Source organism: Aminobacter sp. 01T433 (assembly GCF_056398585.1).
The window spans coordinates 1-23,911 of sequence record NZ_JBFTPR010000022.1 but is presented as its reverse complement, the minus strand read 5'-3'; the positions used below and the strand labels follow the sequence as shown (position 1 = coordinate 23,911).

The following is a 23,911-nucleotide window of genomic DNA, read 5'->3' as shown; positions in this document are numbered from 1 at the left end:
GAACTGTATGTTCCATTTTCGACAAAATTCGACTATTCAGTCCGTCGATGGCGATGCCACTTCTATAAACCGGGAGAGCGTGAAGTGACAGGTGTAGGACTTATCGGAACCGGCTTCATGGGCAAGTGCCACGCGCTCGCCTGGAACGCCGTCAGCACCGTGTTCGGCGACGTGCCGCGCGTGCGGCTCGTCCATCTTGGCGAGGCCAATGCCGACCTCGCAGCGAGCCGCGCCACCGAGCTCGGTTTCGCAAAATCCTCCGGCGACTGGCGCGCTGTCGTCGCTGACCCCGAGGTCGACATCGTCTCGCTGACCACGCCCAACCAGTTCCACCCCGAGATGGCCATCGCCATCCTCGAAGCCGGCAAGCACCTGTGGTGCGAAAAGCCGATGGCGCCGACGCTGGCCGAGGCCGAGGCCATGGCCGCTGCCGCGCGCAAATCGGGCAAGGTGGCGGTCCTCGGCTACAACTATATCCAGAGCCCGACCATTCGCCACATTCGCAAGCTGCTCGACGAAAAGATCATCGGCGAGGTCAACCATCTCCGCGTCGAGATGGACGAGGACTTCATGGCCGATCCCGAGGCTCCCTTCTTCTGGAAGCATGAGGCGACATCTGGCTACGGCGCCCTCGACGACTTCGCCGTCCACCCGCTGTCGCTGATCACGGCCCTGTTCGGCCGGGTCGGAAGCGTCATGTGCGACATGGCCAAACCCTATCCCGACCGGCAGGTGACGGGCGGTGGCCGCCGCGCGGTCGAGACCTACGACATCGCCTCGGGCCTGATCCATCTCGAAAACGGCGTCTCCGGCACGCTTTTGGTCAATCGCTCGGCTTGGGGCCGCAAGGGCCGCATCCAGCTGCAGATCTTCGGCTCCAAAGGCTCGATCGTCTTCGACCAGGAGCGTTTCAACGAGATCCAGCTCTATGTCACTTCGGACCGCCCGACCGAGCAGGGCTACCGCACAATCCTTGCCGCCCCCGTCCACGAGCCCTACGGCAAGTTTGTCCCCGCGCCCGGCCACGGCCTCGGCTTCAATGACCTCAAGACCATCGAATGCCGCGAACTCCTCGCCCGCATCGCAGGTGCGCCGGCGCGAGTCATCGACTTCGACGAGGGGCTTGAGATCGAGCGCACGGTGCATGCCATGGCGCAGTCGTTTGCGGAACAGAAATGGGTGAAGGTGAGGTAGGGGGCGTTCCAGCTTGGGTTCCTCGCCCCCACGCAGTGGGGGAGAGGTGGTTTGCGCAGCAAACCGGTGAGGGGGGCGTTTCAGCGCGCCTCACTTGGCCGAACGCGTCGGGTGGACTCCACCCACGCCTGTTGAGCCGCATAAAACGCCAACAGGATCGCGGCGTTCATCTCGAGCACTTCCTCCACGGCGGAGAATGCGCGCGACGACGTCGCGATGTCGATGACTTGCGCTAGCCCAATGAAGCCGACATGCAGGAAAAGCAGAGCGTGTCCCGAGAGCCATGTCGTCGCTCCGCTCCTGACGATCTGGCGTAGTGCAAAAAGCACCAGCCCCACCGACAAGGCGAGCATCAGCCCGATCAACAGCCAGGCGAGATTCTGGCTGACGCCCTGCAGCAGCCGGTAGGCCAGGATCAAAAGGTCATGGAATCCGTCGAGTTGCCCGCCACCATAAAGTGCTGGCGGCTCGAAGCCGAACAAGCGGGAGCCGAAGCTGGTTTCATCGAGCAGTTCGGCGAGCCCGATCACACCCGCTAGCACCAGCGGCACGCGTGGTCCACGAAGCGCGGTTGCCGCACCCGCTCCGAGCACGGCTGCGGCCAGGGACAACACGGTGCCCGTCTCGACGATGCCGTCCTCATGCAGGAGCAGCGAGCGGATGCCGGGAGCGAGGATTGCTGTCAGGGCAGCGGCGACGGTAACCGCGCTCACAACCGTCAATGCAGCGACCAGGAACCAGGATTGGTCGCGTTGACGCAAACGCGTCGGAGCAACAAGCGCTGCCGGATGGATGATCTGCGCCATGGACCCTCTCCTGTCGCAAAACTATCGGGGAGCCGTCACATATTGTCGGTTTCGGGCAAGGGAAGGGCGACCGGCTGCCGGATCGATCAATCCTCGCGACGCACCGTAAGAATAGCTGCAGCCTGCCGACACGATCGGGCCGAAACTCAGATGACCGAACGGCGCTTGGCCGTCGTCGCTTGTTGCCTCGTGCCTGCTTCCGCTGATATTGCCGGCCATGCCGCTCGTGCGGCTTCATACGCCGCCGGAACGATCTCATGACCAAGCTTCCCGACCTGCCGGTGACGGCGGTCCTGCCGCGACTTGCCGAGGCCCTTGCTTCCGGCAACAGCGCCGTTCTGGTCGCGCCGCCCGGCGCCGGCAAGACGACGCTGGTGCCTCTGGCGCTGCTCGACGCACCTTGGCGCGGCGACGGCAAGATCATCCTGCTCGAACCGCGCCGATTGGCTGCCCGTGCCGCGGCACGACGCATGGCTTCGCTGCTCGGCGAAGAGCCCGGTGGAACAGTTGGCTATGCCATGCGCATGGAAAACAAGGTCAGCGCCAAGACAAAAATCCTCGTCGTCACCGAGGGCGTTCTCGCCCGCATGATCCTCGACGATCCCGAATTGCCCGGCACAGCCGCCGTGCTGTTCGACGAGTTCCACGAGCGTTCGCTCGATGGCGATTTCGGCCTCGCACTGGCACTCGACGTGCAAGGTGCGTTGCGGCCCGATCTCCGGCTGGTGGTGATGTCGGCGACGCTCGACGGCGCGCGTGTTTCAAGATTGCTCGACGGTGCCGCTGTCATCGAAAGCCAGGGCCGCAGCTATCCCGTCGATATCCGCTACGATGAACGCCCGGCAGGCGTTTCAGTCGAGGACGCCATGGCCAAGGCGATCCGCGACGCGCTCGCCAATGAGCCGGGAAGCGTGCTTGCCTTCTTGCCCGGCCAGCGCGAGATCGAGCGCACCGCCGAACGCCTTGACGGCCGCATTGGTGCAGACACCGACATCGTGCCGCTCTACGGCATGCTTGACGGCAAGGCGCAGGACGCCGCGATCAGGCCCGCGCCTGCCGGCCGCCGCAAGATCGTGCTCGCCACCTCCATCGCCGAGACCTCGATCACCATCGACGGCGTCCGTGTCGTCGTCGATTCCGGCCTGTCGCGACTGCCGAAATATGAACCTTCGAGCGGCCTGACCCGTCTTGAAACCGTGCGCGCCTCGCGCGCCGCCGCCGACCAGCGCGCCGGCCGCGCCGGCCGCACCAGCCCCGGTGTCGCCGTGCGCCTCTGGCGCGCCGAGCAGACAGCGGCACTGCCGGCTTTCTCGCCACCCGAGATTCTTGAGGCCGACCTGTCCGGCTTTTTGCTCGACTGCGCAGCCTTCGGTGTCGCCGATCCGACCACGCTTGCCTTTCTCGACCCGCCGCCGGCACCGGCATTGGCCGAGGCAAAGGCACTCCTCATCGAGCTCGACGCCATCGACGCCGACGGCCGCCTGACGGCCTCTGGCCAGGCCATGAGGAAGCTTGCGCTGCCGGTCCGTCTCGCCCACATGGTCGCCGAAGCGGCCCGCCAGGGCACGGCCCTTGAGGCGGCACAGCTCGCCGTCTTGATGACCGAGCGCGGCCTGGGCGGCGACAGCGCCGACCTCGAACGCCGTCTGCAGCGCTTCCGCAACGAGCGCTCGCCCCGCGCCAATGCAGCGCGGCAGCTAGCCGAGCGGCTGGCGCGGCAGGCTGAAAAAGCTGCCCCTCACCCTTACCCTCTCCCCGTGAAGGACGGGGAGAGGGGGGCGTCTACGTCGCGGCCGCCCTCCTTCTCCCCGTCGTTACGGGGAGAAGGTCCGGCAGGGGATGAGGGGCAGCGCGAATCTGCGCGAGGATCGGCGACGGCCGCTACATTCACCCCCGGCACGCTCCTTCTCCTTGCCTGGCCCGACCGGGTCGCCAAGGCGCGGGGCGAGCGTGGGCGCTTCGTTCTGGCCAATGGCAGCGGTGCCGCTGTCGACGCCGCCGACCCGCTGGCCGGCGAGCCTTATCTCGTCGTCGCCGATCTCCAGGGCAAGGCGCAGAACGCCCGCATTTCGTCCGCCGCCGCCGTCTCGGAAGCCGATATCCGCACCATCCTTTCTGCGCATCTGGAGCGGAAAACCGAAGCCAGCTTCGACAGGGAAAAACGCTCGGTGCGCGTGCGCGAAACCGTCCGCATCGGCGCTGTCACCCTGTCCGAGCGCATGCTGCCCGCGCCCAAGGGCGAAGAGGCCGACCGCGCGATCCTTGAAGCACTTCGCGCCCACGGTCTCGATTTGCTCGACTGGGGCAAGGAGGCCGAGACCTTGCGCCAGCGCCTGTCCTGGCTGCATCGCGGCCTGGGCGATCCTTGGCCCGACATGTCCGACGAGGCGCTGCTCGAGCGCCTCGAAGACTGGCTCTTGCCCTTCCTGCGCGGCGAGGCCTCCTTTGCCCGCATTGGCGCGGGCACCTTTCACGATGGGCTGATGTCGCTTGTCCCGCACGACCTGCAGCGCAAGATCGGCACACTTGCGCCCACCCATTTCACAGCCCCGTCAGGCAGCCATGTGCCGATCCGCTATGACGGTGAATGGCCGGTACTGGCTGTGCGCGTGCAGGAGCTGTTCGGCATGGACAAACACCCCTCGATCGCCGACGGCACCGTTCCGCTCACGCTCGAACTTCTGTCGCCGGCGCATCGCCCGATCCAGACGACGCGCGACCTGCCCGGCTTCTGGCGCGGCTCATGGGCCGATGTGCGTTCCGACATGCGCGGCCGCTACCCCCGCCACGTCTGGCCCGACAATCCCCTGGAGGCGCAGGCAACCGCCCGTGCCAAACCGCGCGGTACTTAGGCTCTTGGCGGCGCGCCGCGTCCAGCGCATATAGCGCATATGAACACGCGCACGCCCGACCTCCAGCACAGCCACCGGCTCCGCCTCAACACGCTGATCCGCCTGCGCTGGCTGGCGATCGTCGGCCAGAGCATCACGGTCATCTTCGTTGCCTACTGGCTCGAATTCCCGCTTCCGGTCAGCCTGTGTTTTGCCCTCATTGCCAGTTCCGCCTGGCTCAACCTGTTCCTGGCCTTCCGCTATCCCGCCACGCATCGGCTCAACCCGTTCGCCGCCTTGGGCATTCTGGCCTTTGACAGCCTGCAGCTCGCCGGCCTGCTCTACATGACGGGCGGCTTGACCAACCCGTTCTCGCTGTTGATGACGGTGCCGGTCGTCATCTCGGCGACGTCGCTGCCGCTGCGCCTCACCACCATCCTCGCTGGCCTGGTCATCGTCATCGTCAGCCTGCTTGCGTTTTTCCATCTGCCTTTGCCCTGGTATGACGGCATCGAGCTTGCCATGCCCTTCATCTACACCGCCGGCATCTGGATCGCGGTGTGCTGCTCGATCGCCTTCACCGCCATGTATGCCTTCCGTGTCGCCGACGAAGCGCGCCTGCTTGCCAATGCGCTGGCTGCAACCGAGCTGGTGCTGCAGCGCGAGCAGCATCTGTCGGCGCTCGATGGTCTCGCCGCCGCTGCCGCCCACGAACTCGGCACGCCGCTCGCCACCATCACGCTGGTCGCCAAGGAGATGGAACGCGCGCTCGGCAACGATCCGAAATATGGCGAGGACGTCACCTTGCTGCGCAGCCAGAGCGAGCGCTGCCGCGAGATCTTGAAGCGCCTCACCAGCCTGTCGTCGGAGGGCGAACAGCATCTCGCCCGCCTGCCGCTGACCTCGCTGGTCGAAGAGGTCATCGCCCCGCATCGCGACTTCGGCATCACCATCAAGCTCGACCCGGGCGAACGCAACGGTCCCGAGCCTGTCGGCCATCGCAACCCGGGCGTTATCTACGGTCTCGGCAATCTGGTGGAAAACGCCGTCGACTTCGCCCGCAGCCATGTGACGATCCGGTGGAGCTGGGATGCCGACGATGTCAGCTTCTCCATCATGGACGACGGCCCTGGCTTCCCGCCTGATATCATCGACCGCATCGGCGAGCCCTATATGTCGACCCGCCAGGGTGCGGAGCCCGGCGGCGGTCTTGGTCTTGGCCTGTTCATCGCCAAGACCTTGCTCGAGCGTTCAGGTGCTGAAATCACCTTCACCAATTCGAGCGTGCCGGGAGAAGGGGCTGTGGTCGAGATCTCGTGGCCGCGCGCCGCTTTCCTCAGTCCGCTACCGGCCGGGTCGACGATGTTCGACTCTGCCTGAGCCGGAATGACGCGCAAAGGACGCTGTACCAATTGAATTTGGGGCGTGGTCCCTCCGGAAAATCGACTTCGATTTTCGGGTCATGCACCCGGCCATTGGACATCGCGGCTTTGCACCTATATCTGCTTGTAAAACCATAAGAACGACTGGGATCAACGACAAAAAGGATCAAAGGCGATGACCACCCAGGACATTGCGGCCGGGTTGCCGGGCGAAGACCATTCATTGTTGCTTGTCGATGACGACAAGCCATTCGTGACGCGCCTGGCACGCGCCATGGAAAGCCGCGGCTTTGTCGTCGACACTGCCGAGAGCGTCGAGGAAGCGGTCGCCAAGGTGCGCGCCAATCCCCCCGCTTACGCTGTTGTCGACATGCGCCTTGGCGACGGCAACGGCCTCGATGTCGTGTTGGCCATCCGCGAGCGCCGCGAAGACACCCGTACCGTCATCCTGACCGGCTATGGCAACATCGCCACCGCCGTCACCGCCGTGAAGCTTGGTGCGATCGACTATCTGTCCAAGCCGGCGGATGCCGACGACGTCTATGCCGCGCTCACCAACGCCACGGGCGAGCGTGCCGCCCCGCCGGAAAACCCGATGTCCGCCGACCGTGTCCGCTGGGAGCATATCCAGCGCGTCTACGAGATGTGCGAGCGCAATGTGTCGGAGACCGCGCGCCGGCTTAACATGCACCGCCGCACGCTACAGCGCATTCTCGCCAAGCGGGCGCCGAGATAAGTAGGCAATAGGGGAATGGGGCAGTAGGGCAGTAAGGAAACTCGGCCGATCAGCCTAATTACTGCCTTACTGCCCTACTGCCTTATTCCCCCACTTCCTTCCCCCTCATTCACTTTCCCCTTCCAGCGCCGGCACTGAAACGCCGGCGAGTTCGGCGGCGAGCAGGCGCGCGGCACCGGCGCGTGCGATGCGCAGCATCAGCGCCTTGCGGGTCGCAGCCACCATTCGATGCTCGGGTGCGTCGCGCATGATTTCCGCGCCATAGCCGTCCGACAGGATGAAGCCGCACTCCTCAGGGAAAATCTCGGCCGGCACGTCGGGATGGGTAGCAAAGAAGAAGCGGTCGGAATGCAGCCGGTAATCTGGCCATTTGCGGTCGACGCGGAAATCCTCGATCGACGACTTGATCTCGATGATCCAGATGTCGCCCTGGCGCGTCAGCGCCACAAGATCGGCGCGCCGTCCGGTCGCCAGCGACAGTTCGGGCAGCACATGTGCGCCCATCTGCATGAGCAGGCGCTGCACGCCGCGGCGCACCAGCATGGCGCGTTCGGATTGGCGACCGTCGATGAGCGGATTCGAAGCAAGTGGTGAAATGATCGGCATGGACCAATCATCGCATCATTTGTTCACGTTTTGAACCCGCTCGCTGGATTATTCCAGACGCATTTCCGCTCACGGATCCGTTACCGCTCCTCGTTGAATTTCATACCTTTTCCCGCGATACGTGTTGCCGAAATGCCATATCGAGGGATTAACGTTTGTGCACGAATGGTTTGTGCCCCTGCTTCCTCTTGGCAAGCAAAAGGCTGGGGCCTTAAGGATGGTGGCAAAAATGAGGCCGAATCGGCCCGGACACCGCACCAGCTTGGGAACAGCATATGCGATTGAAGTCGTTTGCCATTGTCGCCGCCCTGGCGCTCACCACAGCGCTCGCGGGCTGCTCGACGGACGGCGTTTCGCGCATGTTTTCCAACGACTACGGCGGGCGCACGGATGCCGGCTATCAGTTGCCGACCATTCCGATCAACAAGGTCCCGAGCAAGTATCACCGTCAGTTGGTGCGCTACGAGACCGACCAGAAGCCGGGCACGATCGTCATCGATACCGGTGAGAAGTTCCTCTATCTCGTCGAACCGGACGGCAAGGCGATGCGCTACGGCATCGGCGTCGGGCGCGAAGGTTTCGAGTGGCAGGGCACCGCCCGCATCGCGCTCAAGCGTGAATGGCCGACCTGGACGCCGCCGAGCGAGATGATCCAGCGCCAGCCCGAGCTCGCCAAATATGCCCGTGGCATGGAGCCCGGCCTCAAGAACCCGCTCGGCGCGCGCGCGCTCTATCTCTTCAACAAGGGCGGCGATTCCGGCTACCGGCTGCACGGCACGCCCGAGTGGAATTCCATCGGCAAGGCGATGTCGTCAGGCTGCATCCGCCTGATGAACCAGGACATCATCGACCTCTACAACCGCGTCGAAGTCGGCGCCAAAGTCATCGTGAAATAAGCGCGAACCGTCCAGGCAACACGGACGTCGCAAACGAAAAACCGGGCACTTGGGCCCGGTTTTTTGTTATTTGGCAGTCTTTTCAGAGACCCTTTTGAGAATTCGTTCCGCAGCAGATGGCCGGCGGAGGAGAATTGTCGGGCAGCCTCAGACCTGTTCGACCTGCTGAACCTCAGGCACGAAGTGGCGCAGGAGATTCTGGATGCCGTGCTTGAGCGTCGCGGTCGACGACGGGCAGCCGGCGCAGGCGCCCTTCATGTGCAGGAACACGGTGCCGTTTTCGTAGCCGCGGAAAGTGATGTCGCCGCCGTCCTGGGCGACTGCCGGGCGCACGCGCGTGTCGAGCAGTTCCTTGATCGTCACCACGATCTCGGCGTCGGCCTGGTCGAAGAATTCATTCTGGTCGTCGTGATGGCCACCACCACCGGCAGCCTGGCCGGCCATGACGGGCGCACCCGACATGAAGTGTTCCATGATCGAGCCGAGGATCGCCGGCTTCAGGTGCTGCCAGTCCGGGCCGTCCTTGGAAACGGTGATGAAGTCGTAGCCGAAGAACACGCCGGTGACGCCGGGAATGTCGAACAGCCGGCCGGCAAGCGGGGAAGCGGCGCGTGCGCTGTCGGCATCGCGGAAATCGGCCGTGCCTTCGAGCAGGACTTCCTTGCCCGGCAGGAACTTCAGCGTCGCCGGATTGGGGGTCGCTTCGGTCTGGATGAACATGGCCGTGTCTCCGTGCCCGCGCGCGCGGGTTGTCAGTTTGGAATAGTTCTAATTAGGCTTTACACGGCCGACATTCAAGCCGCTGGCGCGCCTCCGCGCCAATATGTTGCGCCTGCTCGTCAGGCCAGGCTGTCGATCTCTTCGTCCGACAGGTTCTGCGGCACCACCGTCACCGGGATCGGGAAGGCTGCACCCTTGCCGGCGATCGAGGCGACCAATGGCCCAGGGCCTTCCTTGCCGGCACCGGCCGCCAGCACCAGGATAGCGATATCCTGGTCATCTTCAATCAGCTTGTGGATCTCGTCGGCGGGCCGGCCTTCGCGCACGACCAGTTCCGGCTCGATCCCCAGCGTCTCGCGCACTTTCGCGGCATGGGTGTCGAGCGCCCCGTTGGCAGCAGCGGTCGCTTCTTCGCGCATGATCTTTTCAACGCCCAGCCAATGCTGGAAGTCGTCCGGCTCGATCACATAAAGCAGCACCAGTACGCCGCTTGTGCTCCTGGCGCGCTTGGAGGCATAGGCGACGGCGCGTTCGCATTCGGGCGTGTCGTCGATGATCGCCAGGAACTTGCGCCGGTGACCGGCTTCCTTGCTGAGACGTTTGGAGACCATTTCCTACCCTGATCCACGCGCTATTTTGGCTAGCAATCTGCCACCGGCGCGAGCTGCCCGCAAGCAGCCAGCGCCGGTGTCTTTTTCAGTCGCCGAGCAGGCCGATGATGTTGCGCACATCCTTCATGGTGCCTTCGGCAATGACGCGGGCGCGGTCGGCGCCGTCACGCAGCACGGCATCGATATGGCCGGGATCGGCCATCAGGCGGCGCATCTCGCCGGCGATCGGCGCGAGCTTCTCCACCGCGAGGTCGGCAAGGGCGGGCTTGAACACCGAGAACTGCTGGCCGGCAAACTGGCGCAGCACCTCTTCCTTGGAGATGTCGGCGAGGCCAGCATAGATGCCGACGAGGTTTTCCGCCTCGGGACGTTCCTTGAGGCCTTCGAGTTCGCTCGGCAGCGGCGCCGGATCGGTCTTGGCCTTGCGGATCTTCTTCGAGATCGTGTCGGCGTCGTCGGTGAGGTTGATACGCGACAGGTCGGAGGGGTCCGACTTCGACATCTTCTTTGAACCGTCGCGCAGCGACATGATGCGTGCTGCCGGCCCGCCGATGATCGGCTCGGTGATCGGGAAGTAGCCGTTGACCGTCTCTTCGCCCACCTGCATCTCCACGCCGATGCCGAGATCGGCGATACGGGCGGAAAAGTCGTTGTTGAACTTCTGGGCGATGTCGCGCGTCAGCTCCAGATGCTGCTTCTGGTCGTCGCCGACCGGCACATGGGTGGCGCGGTAGACCAGGATGTCGGCAGCCATCAGGCTGGGATAGGCAAGCAGGCCCAGCGAAGCGTTCTCGCGGTCCTTGCCGGCCTTGTCCTTGAACTGCGTCATGCGGTTCATCCAGCCGATGCGCGCCACGCAATTGAAGATCCAGGCAAGCTCGGCATGCTGCAGCACGCGCGCCTGGTTGAAAACGATGTGTTTGGTGGGATCGATGCCGGCGGCCAGGAAGGCCGCGGTGATCGAGCGCGTCTGTCCCTGAAGATCGTCATGGACGAGCTGGGCCGTCAGCGAGTGCAGGTCGACGACGCAATAGATGCATTCGTTGGTTTCCTGCAGGGCTACAAACTTGCGGATGGCGCCGAGATAGTTGCCGAGGTGGAGGTTTCCGGTCGGCTGGACGCCGGAGAAGATAAGCGGTTTGAAGGCGGTCATGATTGATCCCGTGGCTTGTGGAGGGCCGTTTCGCGCGCGGCGAAATTCGAGTGGCGCTTATGAACGAGCCCGAAGCTTGGATCAAGTCTCGACTGATCTGGCACCATGGTCGCTGGTCTGTAGCACAGCGCGGTCTACCGCCGCTTACTCAGGCTCGACGGCCGTGGCCGCAGCACTTTCGCGCCCGCGCCTGATGTTGCGCCTGATCATGCCTGTGTCGGCGCCGCCGATGCCGAAGGCTATGCCGAAATAGACGATCATCGCACCGGTCACCAAAACGGCCAGCGCTGCGGCCTGGGTGTAGAACGGTGCCGCCGAACCGAGCCATTGATCGGCCTCGCGGGCGCCGAACCACAGGCCGGCCGCCATCACGGCGGAGGCGATGACAAGGCGCGGGATACGCTTCAACAGGGCTGAGTCGCGGTCCCACTGGCCGCGCCAGATCAAGGTTCCCAAAAGCATCGCGGCGTTGACCCAGCCGGCGATTGCGGAAGCAGCGGCAATGCCGGGCGCGCCCCAGGAGGGAAACAGCGTCAGCGCCACCGAAATATTGACCGCCACGGATATGGCGGCGAAATACATCGGCGTGCGCGTGTCCTCGCGGGCGAAGAAGCCCGGCGTGAACGCCTTGATCAGCACGAAGGCCGGCAGGCCAAGGCCGAATATGGCAAGGATCGCCGACACCACGGGTGTGCTGTTGGAAGCGGCGAAGGCGCCGCGCTCGTAGAGCACGCGCACGATCGGCTCGGAAATGACCAGCAGCGCTGCCGCAGCCGGCAGCGTCAGGAACAAAGTGAACTCGACCGAGCGGTTCTGCAAATTGGCGGCCTCGATCAGATTGCCCGATTTCAGCGCCCGCGACAGCTCCGGCAACAAGACGATGGCGACAGCCACGCCGACAACGCCGAGCGGCAGCTGGTAGACCCGGTCAGCGAGGTTGAGCGAGGACACGGCACTTTCCTGCCCTGAGGCGATGGCCGTGCCGATCAGCGTGTTGATCTGGGTGATGCCGCCGGTGATCGCCGCCGGCAGTGCCAGCCACAGAAGACGCTTGACGTTCGGCGTCAGCTTGGGCCGGCGGAAGCCAATGGCAATGCCGGCATGGCGTACGGCGATCCACACGATGACGAGTTGCACCAGCCCTGCCGCCAGCACGCCCCAGGCAAGCGCATAACCCACCGCCAGCCCGTCATGGCCGCGATACCAGGCATTGGCCAGCACGCCGACAAGGATGATGTTGAGGAACACAGGCGCGATCGCCGCTGCGAAATAGCGGCGCAGCGAATTCAGCATGCCACTCATCATCGCCGCCAGCGACATGCAGATGAGATAGGGGAACATGATGGTCGCCAGCGCCACCGTCAGGTCGTATTTTTCCGGGTTGTCGATGAAACCTGGGGCTACGATGAAACGCACGATCAGCGGCATCGCCAGTTCCATGGCAATGGTCAGCACCAGAAGTGCCGAAAACAGCACGCCGAACACTTCCTCAGAAAAGCGCTTCGCGCCCTCGACGCCGTTGGCCTCGATCTCCTTGGCAAACAACGGCACGAAGGCCGCATTGAAAGCGCCTTCGGCAAACAGCCGGCGGAAGGTGTTGGGAAACTGGAACGCGGCGTAAAAGGCGTCGGCAATCGGCCCGGTGCCAAGGGCTGCGGCCATCAGCATCTCGCGGGCAAAACCGAGCACGCGGCTCATCAGCGTGCCCGACGCAACGGTCGCGAATTTCTTGATCAGTGACATGGGGTGCGACGATGCCTTGCGGATTTGGGCGGGACAATGGCCGTCATCATTCGGCCGCTGCCGCCTTGGCCTTGGTGCGCTCGGCAGCTGGACCATCGAGCGTGGCGATCAGCCTTGTGCGGATGTTTTCGAGCCGGGTCGGATTTTCGATCTTCTGGCCGGTCAGGTCGGTGACGTAGAACGTGTCGATGACCTTTTCGCCAAAGGTGGTGATGTGCGCCGAGGCGATGTCGAGCGAAAGGTCCGACAGCGCGCCGGTGATTTCCGACAGGAAGCCGGGACGGTCGAGGCCCTCGACCTCGATCACCGAAAATCGGTTCGACAAAGCGTTGCGGATCTCGGCGCGCGGCTGGATGCGGAAGGTCTTTTGGCCGCGCTTGGGCTTGGCGCGTTTGGCGATCATCTCCGGCAGCCAGGCCCGGCCCGAAAGCACGTCCTCGATCAGCTGGCCAACGCGCTCGGCGCGCCTGCGCTCGTCTTCGTCACGGTCGAATTCGCGCGAAATCAGGATGATGTCGAGCGCGCGCCCGTCGACGGTGGTGAAAATCTGCGCATCGACGATGTTGCCGCCGGCAGCCGCACAAGCTCCGGCGATTACCGACAGCAGGCGGGGGTGATCTTGCGCCAGCACGGTGATCTCGGTCACCGCCTCGAATTCGCGGGTTCGCACCATGGTCGACAGTTGCTTGCCAGCCTCGTCAGCGGCGCGGATGAATTCGGCGTGGCGTTTCTGGTCTTCGAAATCGACAGTCAGCAGATAGGCGTCATAGTGCAGCTTGACGTATTTCTGGCGCAGCTCCTCCGGCCAATCGGCAAGTGCCGTTGCCAACGTCTCGCGCGCCGCAGCCGTCCGCTCGGCCCGCGACAGCTCGGAAAAGCCGCCGGTCAGCAAAAGCTCGGTCTCGTAATAGAGCGTGCGCAAAAGTTGGCCCTTCCAGCCGTTCCACACGCCAGGACCAACGCCGCGAATGTCACACACGGTCAGGATCAGCAAAAGCTTCAGCCGCTCGACCGATTGCACGACGCTTGCAAAATCGTCGATCGTCTTGCGGTCGTTGAGGTCGCGCGTCTGCGCCGTCATCGACATGACCAGATGGTTCTCGACCAGCCAGGCAACTGTCTCGGTATCGGTAGGCGACAGGCCCATATGCGGGCAGACCCGCCGCGCGATCTTGGCGCCGGCTTCCGAGTGATCTTCCGGACGGCCCTTGGCGATGTCGTGCAAAAGCACCGCGACATAAAGCGCCTCGCGCTGCTTCTGGATGCCAGGGATCAGCGTATGCGACAGCGGGTGGATCTTGGCGCCGTCGCCATGCTCGATCTCCGACAAGACGCCGATGCAGCGCAGCAGATGCTCGTCCACCGTATAGTGGTGGTACATCGAAAATTGCATCATCGCGACGATCTTGCCGAAATCGGGGATCAGCCGCCCAAGCAGCCCCGCTTCGTTCATCCGCCTGAGGTTGAGCTCGGGGTTGCGGTCCGAGGTCAGCACGTCGAGGAACAGCCGGTTGGCCTCGGCATTGCGCCTGAGGCCGCGATCGACAAGCCCGAGCGAGCGGGTGAGCAACTTCAGCGCGTTGGGATGCAGCTCCAGCCCGTGCCGGTCGGCGAACCAGAAGAAGCGCACCATGTTGACCGGATCGCGCTCGAACACCTTGTCGTCGGCGACAGTGATGCGATGGTTGTCGATGATGAAGTCGCTGGTGCCGGCAAGCTTGCGCCGGCGCCGTGAAAAGCCCTGCAGGAACCGGTTGAAGCCGGGCACGTCCTTGACCTGCTCTTCTTCGAGCGCAGCACAGAAGATGCGGGTCAGGTCGCCGACTTCCTTGGCGACGAGGAAGTAGTCCTTCATGAAGCGTTCGACCGCCGATAGCCCCGGCTGGTTGGTGTAGCCCAGCCGCTCGGCGATCTCGCGCTGGATGTCGAAATGCAGCCGCTCTTCCGGCTTGCCGGTCAAAAAATGCATGTGGCAGCGCACCGCCCACAAGAAATCCTCGGCCTCGACGAACTGGCCATACTCGCCTTCGGTGAATACGCCCTTGTCGATCAGTTCGGCGCCGGTGCGCACGCGGTAGTAATATTTGCCGATCCAAAACAGCGTATGCAGGTCGCGCAGGCCACCCTTGCCGTCCTTGATGTTCGGCTCGACAACATAGCGGCTTTCGCCTGCCTTGGCGTGGCGGGCGTCGCGCTCGGCGAGCTTGGCCTGGACAAATTCGGCCCCGGTATCCTTCACCAGCTCACGGTCGAAGCGCTCGATCAGCTCGTTGCAGAGCGGTTCTTCGCCCCAAAGGAAGCGCGCTTCCAGGATCGCCGTGCGGATGGTGATGTCGCCGCGCGCAAGACGCAGGCACTCGTCGATATTGCGGGTGGCGTGGCCGACCTTCAGCCCCATGTCCCACAGCATGTAGAGCATGTATTCGACGATCTGCTCGCCCCACGGCGTCTGCTTGTAGGGCAGCAAGAACAGCAGATCGATGTCGGACCCCGGCGCAAGCGTGCCGCGGCCATAGCCGCCGACGGCCACCACCGCCATGCGTTCGGCCGAGGACGGGTTCTTGGCCCGGTAAACATGGGTGACGGCGAAATCGTAGAGGACGCGGATGATCTCATCCATCAGGTGCGAGATGCGCGTCGCGCAGGCGGTGCCGCTGCTGTCTTCCATCAGCATCTTTTCGGCGACGCTCTTGCCGGCGGCGATCCGCTCCTTGAACAGTAGCAAGGCCTTGGCGCGAAGGGCGGGATCGGCACCGTCGCCGCCTGTGGCGCTGGTCAGCGCCGTCAGTTCGCGGCGCAGTTCGTCCGCGTTGATCAGCTGTTCGAGCTTGAGCGGGATTTTTGTCATCTGCCTCGGCTGGCCTTGCCCTTGTGGCGGCGTCTATAGCGCGAATTTTTTGCCATGGGTATGGCGCTGAGAAGAGCCGCATCCGTCAGGGGCGGTTCGCATTGACCTTCCCCCTGTTGGAAGCCCTATGCTGATTCTTTGAAGAAGCGTGGATTTTTAGCAATGAATGACAAGCACGCCCACCATCATCATCCTGCAAAGACGCCCGCCGCGCCGGAAACAGTGGTTCGCGACCCTGTCTGCGGCATGATTGTCGATCCGGCCGCCGGCAAGCCGACGCTCGAACATAAGGGCCATCTGTTCCATTTCTGCAGTGCTTCTTGCCGCGACAAGTTCGCCAAGGAGCCCGAAAAATTCATCAGCGCCACCGATCCGGTCTGCGGCATTGACGTCGCCCGTGACAGCGCCAGGCATTTCCTCAAGCACGAAGGCAGCGGCTACTATTTCTGCTCATCGAGCTGCGAGGGCAAGTTCACCGCCGAGCCGGCAAAATACCTTGGCGACAAGCCGGCCGCCGCACCGGCGCCAAAGGGCTCGCAATACACCTGCCCGATGCATCCCGAGATCATTCGCGACAAGCCCGGCTCCTGCCCGATCTGCGGCATGGCGCTGGAACCTGTCATGCCGACCGGCGACGAGGGGCCGAGCCCCGAGCTTGTCGACTTCACCCGCCGGTTCTGGGTCAGCGCCATCCTGTCGATCCCGCTTCTGATCATCACCATGGGGCCCATGGTCGGCCTGCCCGTGCGCGACTGGATCGGCGAACGGACCGCTGTCTGGCTCGAACTTGTGCTCGCAACGCCTGTCGTGCTGTGGGCGGCGCTGCCGTTTTTCCATCGCGGCTGGGAATCCGTCCTCAACCGCAGCCCCAACATGTGGACTCTGATCTCGCTCGGTGTCGGTGCAGCCTACATCTACAGCGTTGTCGCCACCCTCTTCCCCGACCTGTTCCCGCATCAGTTCCGCGGTCATGGCGGCTCGGTGCCGGTCTATTTCGAGGCGGCGGCGGTCATCATCGCACTGGTCTTCCTCGGCCAGGTTCTGGAGTTGCGCGCCCGCGAGCGCACCGGCTCGGCCATCCGCGCCCTGCTCGATCTCGCCCCCAAGACGGCGCGGCGCATCGCCGATGACGGCTCGGAAAGCGAAGTGCCACTGGAGCAAGTCGTCAGCGGCGACCGCCTGCGCATCCGGCCCGGCGATGCGATCCCTGTCGACGGCGTAGTGCTCGAAGGCCGCTCTTCGGTCAATGAATCGATGATATCAGGCGAACCGGTCCCGGTCGAAAAGGTCGAGGGCGAAAGGCTGACCGGCGGCACGCTCAACAAGAACGGTTCGCTGATCATGCGCGCCGACAAGGTCGGTGCCGACACCGTGCTGTCGCAGATCGTCGAGATGGTCGCCAAGGCCCAGCGCAGCCGCGCGCCGATCCAGGGCCTCGCCGACCGCGTCTCGTTCTACTTCGTGCCGGCGGTGGTGGTGATCGCCATCGCTGCTTTCATCGTCTGGGCGATTTTCGGCCCCGAGCCGAGCATGGTCTTCGCCATCGTTTCGGCTGTGTCGGTGCTGATCATCGCTTGTCCTTGCGCGCTTGGCCTTGCCACGCCGATGTCGGTGATGACGGCCACGGGCCGGGGTGCTCAGGCCGGCGTGCTGATCAAGGATGCCGAAGCGCTTGAGCGCTTCTCCAAGGTCACCACCCTCATTGTCGACAAGACCGGCACGCTGACCGAGGGCCGGCCCCAGCTGACCGACGTGGTCGCCGCCAGGGGCATCACGGAGGATGAGTTGCTGTCGCTCGCCGCCGGGCTCGAAAAAGGCTCCGAGCACCCGCTCGCCGAAGCCATCGTCGAAGGAGCGGCCAAGCGTGGCGTGGCCGTGCATGACGCGAAGGACTTTGAATCCATCACCGGCAAGGGTGTGTCAGGCACCGTCTCCGGTCGCAAGGTCGCGCTCGGCAATGCCGCGATGATGGCCGATCTCGGCCTCGACACGGCCGAGCTTGCGGCAAGTGCCGATGCCCTGCGCGGCGATGGCAAGACCGCCATGTTCGTCGCCGTCGATGGCAAGCCGACCGGCATCGTCGCTGTCGCCGATCCGATCAAGGCGACGGCGGCCGAGGCGATCCGCACCCTGCACGGTCTTGGCCTCAGGATCATCATGGCGACCGGCGACAACGAGCGCACCGCCAAGGCGGTGGCCCAGAAGCTTGGCATCGACGAGGTCCGCGCCGACATGTTGCCGGAGAGCAAGAAGGCGCTGGTCGACGAGCTGCGTGCCAAGGGCCAGGGCGTCGCCATGGCCGGCGACGGCGTCAACGACGCACCCGCACTTGCCGCGGCCGATGTCGGCATCGCCATGGGCACAGGTGCCGACGTCGCGATGGAAAGCGCTGGCATCACGTTGCTCAAGGGCGATCTGGGCGGCATTGTCCGCGCCCGCAAGCTGGCTCAGGCGACCATCGGCAACATCAAGCAGAACCTGTTCTTCGCCTTCATCTACAACGTCCTGGGTGTTCCTGTGGCCGCCGGCGTCCTATATCCGGTGCTCGGCACGCTTTTGTCGCCGATGATTGCCGCCGCCGCGATGAGTCTGTCGTCGGTGTCGGTGATTGCCAACGCGCTCAGGCTCAGGGCCCTCAAGCTCTGAAGCCCGGCACCGAAAAAAGGACTTTTGGATGAACTGGATGAAGAGGATTGTGCTTGGCCTGATGGCGGCCGGCATGCTGGTAGCGGTGCTGCTCGAAACTGCACCGGCCTAGACCACCGATCGCAGCGCATATGGCGGCACCTGCCGCCAACAGCGCTGTAACAGGGGGCCGAGATCAAGCAGACGCAAGCCTGGCTGGCCGCGAACCCGGCGAAGTGAGATAGATAGTGGCGGAAACCGGATAGGAGCCCGCCATGTCTTCAACATCGAAGATGCCTTCTTCACCGCAAGACGCCTCACTGTCCAAAACAACGACGCTTCCTTCCGGCGAAGTCGTTCCCGTGCTCGGCCAGGGCACCTGGATGATGGGCGAGGCGCGCGGCAGCGCGGCTGACGAGGTTGCGGCACTGAGGCTCGGGCTCGATCTGGGCGTGACGCTGATCGATACCGCCGAGATGTATGGCAGCGGCGGTGCCGAAAAAGTGGTGGGCGAGGCCATCGCCGGGCGTCGTGACGAGGTTTTCCTGGTCTCCAAGGTGCTGCCGTCCAACGCCTCGCGCAACGGCGTCGTCAGGGCTTGCGAGGCGAGCCTCAAGCGCCTGCACACCGACCGCATCGACCTCTATCTGCTGCACTGGCGCGGCGGCGTGCCGTTGTCGGAAACCATCGCCGTGTTCGAAGAGCTGCGCCAGTCAGGCAAGATCCGCCATTGGGGCGTCAGCAATTTCGACACAGACGACATGGAGGAAATGGCCCGCCTGCCTGCAGGCCAGAACGCCCAGGCCAACCAGGTGCTCTACAATCTAACGCGGCGCGGCATCGAGTTCGACCTGATATCCCTGTGCCGGAAAAGCGGCTTGCCTGTCATGGCCTATTCGCCGGTCGAGCAGGGCGCTTTGGCCAACAACAAGGGCCTTGCCGCGATTGCTCACCGCCACGATGCCACCGCCGCGCAGATCGCGCTCGCCTGGGTCATGGCACAGCCAGGCGTCATCGCCATCCCCAAGGCGACGAGCCTCGAACATTTCAGGCAGAACGCCGCCGCGCGCGACATCAGCCTTACATCAGAGGACCTTGCCGAGCTCGACCGACTTTTCCCGCCGCCTGCCCGCAAGCGCCCGCTGGAAATGATCTGAGCGGCGGTTCGCAGGCGCCGCAAGCTGTCGGCAGCGCGGATTCGACCCCTGCCACTGCGTGAAGAAGTGAGACTTCCTCAATCATACAGCCGCAACCTGCCTCGATCATAGGTTGTGGGTATTTATGCAACACGTCGTTGATGATATCGCCCGCACAGGCAGGATGACCTTGCGGAAATCCAAGGCTTGGCAATCATCTGCGAGTTGGGGATGGGGTGCAACGACGGAGATGTGTCGTGAGCGCTGTCCTGTTGCCAAAAAGCCCATCCTGCTGGCGAGTGCTGGATCGGCTTTCGACCACCACAGCGCTTGCCTTGTTCTGTGGCGCAGGCGCGACCGCGCTTGTGGCCGCAACAGGCCCGGCATTCGCCCAGGCGATCTCCGCCACCAATGGCGCCCAGGTCACCGTGCCAAGCGTTTCATTTCCGGCGACCACCTACTCGACCGGAGCCTTCGCCCAGAACGGCTACATTTTGTTTTCTACAGGGGTGAATGCCGGCACGCCGAGCCGGATCACCGGCAGTGGCCTCACCATGACGACAGGCGGCGACCGCGCCTTTGTCGGACGGGTTGAACAGAACGGAGAAATCGTCCTCAACACCAGTTCGTTGACGACCACCGGCAGCCTCGCCAACGCCTTGTCGGCCGATATCGGCACGATCACCGGAACCAACCTCACCATCGTGACGCGCGGCCCCACTTCGAGCGGAGCCGTCGCGGCGAACGGTAGCACGATCGCGCTGACGGGCGGCACGATCGACACGTTCAATACCAACAGCCTGGGGCTGAATTCGGCCACCGGCTCGACGGTGACAGCCAGCGACGTCACCATCACCACGCGCGGCGCCGGCAGCAGCGGCGTGGTCGCCAATAGTGGTTTCATCGGGTTCATGCGGGGCTCGGTCACGACGCAAGGCAACAACGCCGTGGGCTTCCAGGCGACCAATGGCGGCACTATCCAAACCATCGGGCCGCTGACGGTGTTAACCCGTGGCGCCAACTCCCATGGCGTCAGGGCCGACAGTGGCGGCTCGGTCGATATCGGCGCGGGCGCTTCCATCACCATCAACGGCACTGACGCGCTGGGACTCTTCGCAACCGACGCGGGCTCGACCATCAGGGCCGCGAACGCCACCATCCTGGTGACCAATTTCGGCGGATTCGCCGTCGGGGCCGAGGCCGGCGCAACCATCACGGTGACCGACAGCGTGGCTACCAGCATCAACAGTGCTTTGCGCGTTGGTCCGGGAGGAACGATCAACGCCACCAACGTGGTTGCGACCGCGACCGGCAACAATGCATTAGGGGTGTTCGCCAATGCCGGCACGATCAATATGACGGGGGGTTCGGTCACGGCGCTCAATGGCGGCGGCGACCACGGCTTCAATGCGTCAAACGCGGCCATCATCAACGCAGATGGTGTTGTCGTGAACGCCAGCGGGAACGGGATCAACCTCAGCCCCGGGGCGCGGGCGACATTTCGCAACGGCACCATCGACAGCGTAGGCAGTGGCGTCAATGTCAGGGTGGCTTCGACGGCTGAAGTGTCGAACAGCGTGATCACGACGACCGGAGACAACGGCTTCGGCCTCCATGCGATGAATCCAGGCTCTTCGATCAAAGCCGTCGGCATTAGCGTCACCACCAGCGGGGCAAATGCCCACGGCGCTGTCGTGGAAGACAACGCAGTGCTCAGCCTCGCCAACAGCACGCTGACGGCAAATGGCGGCGGCGCAACTGGCCTGTCCGCGATCGGCCCAGCGGGTAGCATCCAGACGGCGACCTTGAACCAGGTGACGCTCGCTAGCCCCCAGGGCGCCTCGATTGCGGTAGATGGCGGCACGGCGAATGTCGCCTTCAACAATTCCACTGCGGTCATCAACAACGGCCTTTGGCTGAATGTGGCGACATCCGACGCGGCAAACCCGACGGTTGCCAACATCACGGTCGATCCCTCGATCATAAAGGGCGCGGCTCTCACCGACGCGCTGAGCACGTCCAATGTTTCGCTTCTGGCCGGCTCGCTGTGGACGATGACTGGCAACTCGAACGTCACCAGCCTGGCGAACGATGCCAGCACGATCAACTACACGGCGCCCGTCGGCGATCCGACGCAGCTTTCGAGTTACAAAACGCTGACGGCGGTGAATTATGCCGGCCAGGGTGGCAGGCTGGGGCTCAACACGTTCCTCGCCGCCGATAGCTCGCCGTCCGACCGGCTGGTCATCGATAGCGGAACGGCAAGCGGCACAAGCACTCTTCTGATCAAGAATGCCGGCGGCCTCGGCGATGTCACCACCGCCAACGGCATCCTGGTGGTCGATGCGGTCAATGGCGGCACCACGACACCTGGTGCTTTCGCCCTTGGAGCGCCGGCGGTCGCCGGCCCTTACGAATACACGCTGTTCCGCGCGAGCGTCGATGCCTCAGGGCCTGAGAACTGGTACCTGCGCTCGACGCTCGATTGTACGCTGGCCCCGACCCTGCCAGCGTGCCTGCAGCCGCCCGTGCCGCAGCCACCGGCGCCGCATTATCGCCAGGAGGTGTCGCTCTACACGGCCATGCCGGTTCTGGTCGCCACCTATGGCCGCGGGCTGATCGACACGCTGCATGAACGCATGGGCGGCGATGCGCAGTTGCTGAGCCCAGGCCGCGATCACCAGCCCGATGGCGCCTGGGGACGGGTGATCGGCCAATGGGGCCACCGCGAAGGCGATGCGGTCGGCATCTATGGCAGTGACGGTCCCGCCTTCGACTATTCCTACGGCGCCTTGCAGTTCGGGCTCGACCTGCATCGCAAGGACTTTGACGACGGCAAGCGCGACAATGCCGGTGTCTATTTCGCGCTCGGCCGTGCCAGCGCCGATGTCGAGCACAGCCTGCTGGGCACCAGCATCCCTGCTGGTACCGACGATTTCACCGCCTTCAGTATCGGCGGCTACTGGACCCGGTTCGGCGCCAACAACTGGTATCTCGACGGCGTCGTCCAGGCGACCTGGTACGATATGGAGATGAGCGCCAATCGCGGCCTGCAGCCAGGCGACACCGACGGCTTTGGCCTCGCCGCCTCGCTGGAAGGCGGTTATCCCTTCGACCTCGGCAACAATTGGCTGCTCGAGCCGCAGGCGCAACTTGTCTACCAGGCGATCAACATTTCCGGCTTTAACGACGGGGCCGCCAACGTCAGTTATTCCGACACTGACTCGTTGGCCGGGCGGGTCGGCGCGCGGCTGTCGCGCAGCTGGGACATCGCCGGCAGCGGCTCCTCAGCGCCGCGCAAGCTGACCTTGTGGGGCCGTGCCGACATTTGGCACGAATTCCTTGGCGACCCCACGACCGAGTTCTCCTCGGCCACCGGTCCCATCCCCTTCACGGCCGATCTCGGCGGCACCTGGGGCAAGCTTGGCCTCGGCGGTGCCATGCAGCTCAGCGACGTCACCACGCTCTATGGCAATGTCAATTACGAAGCCGCCTTCAACGGCGGCGACCATGCCTGGGAAGGCAAGGCGGGGCTCAAGGTCAAGTGGTGAAAATTGCTCCCGCCGGTGCAGGCACAAGCGTCGGGCGATTGGTAAAAGGCCGAAGCGCCGATCGGCCTTTCACAAGCGCGAACATCGCGAGAAACGCTTCAATCGTTCTTGACCGCGCAAATGCCGTTCGCTCCGTGCTTGCCGGTGTAGGATACGGAAGCAGACCCATCCGGGTTGATGCTCAGCGAGATCGTCACCCCGCTGCCCTTGGCCTCGTAGTAGTTGTTGTTGAATTTCTTCAGCTTGCCTTCCTTGCCGTTGATGTAGATCGGGCCGCCCTCATCGGCGTGAACTTCGATCTTGCCGGGACAGGTGGCATTCACCAGCGGGATGGACGCACTTGCCTCCCAGGCCATTGAGGTGGTTGCCAAGAAAACAGCTGCACCGACGAATTGCTTTCTCATCTTCTTCTCCTGATCGACGTTGCTGAATACTTGCACTGTCGCGCAGCATTTGTTTGCCTGCAAGCTTCATCGCATGGTTACGGACCGGACGAATGACTTCGAGATTGCCTCACAGGCATGCAACGACGGGCTCTGTGTGAGATAATTTAGCATCACTTCATGCAAATTAGATGCGCCCTCTCGCACGACGCGGCGGTTTATGTGTAACCTTGCGGAAGGTGCTTCATTCGGCAGTGCCTGCCGAACGGACGCCAGGGGACATAGTCGCAGTTGAGAGTAACGCGTGGCAAAGTCCGGTTCCGCCCGGCGGAACGGTCGCCACCACGTGAACGCTCGTTCCGGAGGATGGGAATGAAAGCTGGTTTTGTTTGGACCCTCGTTTTCGGCGGCCTTCTCACCGTTCCGGCAGTCGCTGCCGACATTGTTTCCCCAGTCAGTCCGGTAGCGACGCCGATAGTCGAGCAGGGATGGACGTTTTCGGTGACGCCCTATTTCTGGGCGGCGGGGCTCTCGGGCGACTCCGCGCAGTTCGGCTTGCCTGTCGTTCATATCGATTCGAGTTTCAGCGATATCCTGGATGAACTCGACTTTGCCGCGATGGCGATCGCCGAAGCGCGGAACGGGCGCTACAGCATCTTTGGCGATTTGATCTACTCCAAGATTTCGTCC

The 23,911-nt window shown here is 63.8% G+C and carries 16 protein-coding genes and 1 pseudogene; 9 read left to right on the top strand and 8 right to left on the bottom strand.

Annotated features, from left to right (window positions below; all coding sequences use genetic code 11):
• Window positions 1-84 precede the first annotated feature (84 nt).
• Window positions 85-1,194 (top strand): Gfo/Idh/MocA family protein, encoded by a 1,110-nt coding sequence (locus AC1DLV_RS26505; protein WP_476803023.1) that lies wholly within the window; start codon window positions 85-87, stop codon window positions 1,192-1,194.
• An 80-nt stretch (window positions 1,195-1,274) separates the two neighbouring features.
• Here AC1DLV_RS26505 and AC1DLV_RS26500 read toward each other — a convergent pair whose 3' ends face one another.
• On the bottom strand, window positions 1,275-2,000 hold the full coding sequence (locus tag AC1DLV_RS26500) for a hypothetical protein (RefSeq protein WP_476803022.1): 726 nt from the start codon (window positions 1,998-2,000) through the stop codon (window positions 1,275-1,277).
• A 257-nt stretch (window positions 2,001-2,257) separates the two neighbouring features.
• On the opposite strand from AC1DLV_RS26500, the gene hrpB reads away from it, so the two are divergent.
• From hrpB to AC1DLV_RS26485, 3 genes are all read left to right on the top strand, one after another.
• Window positions 2,258-4,852 (top strand): ATP-dependent helicase HrpB, encoded by a 2,595-nt coding sequence (hrpB, locus tag AC1DLV_RS26495; protein ID WP_476803021.1) that lies wholly within the window; start codon window positions 2,258-2,260, stop codon window positions 4,850-4,852.
• A 39-nt stretch (window positions 4,853-4,891) separates the two neighbouring features.
• Window positions 4,892-6,211 (top strand): ActS/PrrB/RegB family redox-sensitive histidine kinase, encoded by a 1,320-nt coding sequence (locus AC1DLV_RS26490; protein WP_476803020.1) that lies wholly within the window; start codon window positions 4,892-4,894, stop codon window positions 6,209-6,211.
• 177 nt (window positions 6,212-6,388) lie between these two features.
• Window positions 6,389-6,949: an ActR/PrrA/RegA family redox response regulator transcription factor gene (locus tag AC1DLV_RS26485; protein WP_476803019.1), complete on the top strand. Its 561-nt coding sequence runs from the start codon at window positions 6,389-6,391 to the stop codon at window positions 6,947-6,949.
• Window positions 6,950-7,054: 105 nt separating this feature from the next.
• Here AC1DLV_RS26485 and AC1DLV_RS26480 read toward each other — a convergent pair whose 3' ends face one another.
• Window positions 7,055-7,555, bottom strand: a complete 501-nt coding sequence (locus AC1DLV_RS26480) for an MmcB family DNA repair protein (RefSeq protein ID WP_109578128.1) — start codon at window positions 7,553-7,555, stop codon at window positions 7,055-7,057.
• A 275-nt stretch (window positions 7,556-7,830) separates the two neighbouring features.
• Between AC1DLV_RS26480 and AC1DLV_RS26475 the strand changes: the two genes are divergently transcribed.
• Window positions 7,831-8,451, top strand: coding sequence for a L,D-transpeptidase (locus AC1DLV_RS26475; RefSeq protein ID WP_476803018.1), 621 nt, complete (start codon window positions 7,831-7,833; stop codon window positions 8,449-8,451).
• 147 nt (window positions 8,452-8,598) lie between these two features.
• Here AC1DLV_RS26475 and AC1DLV_RS26470 read toward each other — a convergent pair whose 3' ends face one another.
• The 5 genes from AC1DLV_RS26470 to AC1DLV_RS26450 form a co-directional block, all read right to left on the bottom strand.
• Complete coding sequence (locus AC1DLV_RS26470) at window positions 8,599-9,171, bottom strand: NifU family protein (protein WP_109578126.1); 573 nt, start codon at window positions 9,169-9,171, stop codon at window positions 8,599-8,601.
• 119 nt (window positions 9,172-9,290) lie between these two features.
• The gene (locus AC1DLV_RS26465) at window positions 9,291-9,782 is read right to left on the bottom strand and encodes a universal stress protein (protein WP_476803017.1); all 492 of its coding nucleotides are present in this window, start codon (window positions 9,780-9,782) and stop codon (window positions 9,291-9,293) included.
• An 85-nt stretch (window positions 9,783-9,867) separates the two neighbouring features.
• Complete coding sequence (gene trpS / locus AC1DLV_RS26460; protein WP_476803016.1) at window positions 9,868-10,935, bottom strand: tryptophan--tRNA ligase; 1,068 nt, start codon at window positions 10,933-10,935, stop codon at window positions 9,868-9,870.
• Window positions 10,936-11,079: 144 nt separating this feature from the next.
• Window positions 11,080-12,678: a murein biosynthesis integral membrane protein MurJ gene (gene murJ / locus AC1DLV_RS26455; RefSeq protein WP_476803015.1), complete on the bottom strand. Its 1,599-nt coding sequence runs from the start codon at window positions 12,676-12,678 to the stop codon at window positions 11,080-11,082.
• A gap of 46 nt (window positions 12,679-12,724) precedes the next feature.
• Window positions 12,725-15,526 (bottom strand): [protein-PII] uridylyltransferase, encoded by a 2,802-nt coding sequence (locus AC1DLV_RS26450; protein WP_476803014.1) that lies wholly within the window; start codon window positions 15,524-15,526, stop codon window positions 12,725-12,727.
• Between the two features lie 162 nt (window positions 15,527-15,688).
• On the opposite strand from AC1DLV_RS26450, the gene AC1DLV_RS26445 reads away from it, so the two are divergent.
• From AC1DLV_RS26445 to AC1DLV_RS26435, 3 genes are all read left to right on the top strand, one after another.
• Window positions 15,689-18,172: a heavy metal translocating P-type ATPase gene (locus tag AC1DLV_RS26445; RefSeq protein ID WP_476803013.1), complete on the top strand. Its 2,484-nt coding sequence runs from the start codon at window positions 15,689-15,691 to the stop codon at window positions 18,170-18,172.
• Between the two features lie 254 nt (window positions 18,173-18,426).
• Window positions 18,427-19,308 carry an aldo/keto reductase gene (locus AC1DLV_RS26440; RefSeq protein WP_476803012.1) on the top strand — a complete coding sequence of 294 codons (882 nt, stop codon included), beginning with the start codon at window positions 18,427-18,429 and terminating at the stop codon, window positions 19,306-19,308.
• A 236-nt stretch (window positions 19,309-19,544) separates the two neighbouring features.
• Window positions 19,545-22,838 carry an autotransporter family protein gene (locus AC1DLV_RS26435; RefSeq protein WP_476803011.1) on the top strand — a complete coding sequence of 1,098 codons (3,294 nt, stop codon included), beginning with the start codon at window positions 19,545-19,547 and terminating at the stop codon, window positions 22,836-22,838.
• Window positions 22,839-22,936: 98 nt separating this feature from the next.
• On the opposite strand, the gene AC1DLV_RS26430 is transcribed toward AC1DLV_RS26435, so the two are convergent.
• Window positions 22,937-23,242 (bottom strand): hypothetical protein, encoded by a 306-nt coding sequence (locus AC1DLV_RS26430; RefSeq protein ID WP_476803010.1) that lies wholly within the window; start codon window positions 23,240-23,242, stop codon window positions 22,937-22,939.
• Window positions 23,243-23,593: 351 nt separating this feature from the next.
• Between AC1DLV_RS26430 and AC1DLV_RS26425 the strand changes: the two are divergent.
• A pseudogene (locus AC1DLV_RS26425) lies at window positions 23,594-23,911 on the top strand (hypothetical protein); the annotation flags it as partial.

Bases quoted from the DNA above. Each gene is read 5' to 3' on its own strand.
- AC1DLV_RS26475 (WP_476803018.1), top strand. From the start codon at position 7,831: ATGCGATTGAAGTCGTTTGCCATTGTCGCCGCCCTGGCGCTCACCACA.
- AC1DLV_RS26480 (WP_109578128.1), bottom strand. From the start codon at position 7,555: ATGCCGATCATTTCACCACTTGCTTCGAATCCGCTCATCGACGGTCGC.
- trpS (WP_476803016.1), bottom strand. From the start codon at position 10,935: ATGACCGCCTTCAAACCGCTTATCTTCTCCGGCGTCCAGCCGACCGGA.
- hrpB (WP_476803021.1), top strand. From the start codon at position 2,258: ATGACCAAGCTTCCCGACCTGCCGGTGACGGCGGTCCTGCCGCGACTT.
- AC1DLV_RS26430 (WP_476803010.1), bottom strand. From the start codon at position 23,242: ATGAGAAAGCAATTCGTCGGTGCAGCTGTTTTCTTGGCAACCACCTCA.
- AC1DLV_RS26470 (WP_109578126.1), bottom strand. From the start codon at position 9,171: ATGTTCATCCAGACCGAAGCGACCCCCAATCCGGCGACGCTGAAGTTC.
- AC1DLV_RS26500 (WP_476803022.1), bottom strand. From the start codon at position 2,000: ATGGCGCAGATCATCCATCCGGCAGCGCTTGTTGCTCCGACGCGTTTG.
- AC1DLV_RS26490 (WP_476803020.1), top strand. From the start codon at position 4,892: ATGAACACGCGCACGCCCGACCTCCAGCACAGCCACCGGCTCCGCCTC.
- AC1DLV_RS26445 (WP_476803013.1), top strand. From the start codon at position 15,689: ATGAATGACAAGCACGCCCACCATCATCATCCTGCAAAGACGCCCGCC.
- AC1DLV_RS26485 (WP_476803019.1), top strand. From the start codon at position 6,389: ATGACCACCCAGGACATTGCGGCCGGGTTGCCGGGCGAAGACCATTCA.
- murJ (WP_476803015.1), bottom strand. From the start codon at position 12,678: ATGTCACTGATCAAGAAATTCGCGACCGTTGCGTCGGGCACGCTGATG.
- AC1DLV_RS26440 (WP_476803012.1), top strand. From the start codon at position 18,427: ATGTCTTCAACATCGAAGATGCCTTCTTCACCGCAAGACGCCTCACTG.
- AC1DLV_RS26465 (WP_476803017.1), bottom strand. From the start codon at position 9,782: ATGGTCTCCAAACGTCTCAGCAAGGAAGCCGGTCACCGGCGCAAGTTC.
- AC1DLV_RS26450 (WP_476803014.1), bottom strand. From the start codon at position 15,526: ATGACAAAAATCCCGCTCAAGCTCGAACAGCTGATCAACGCGGACGAA.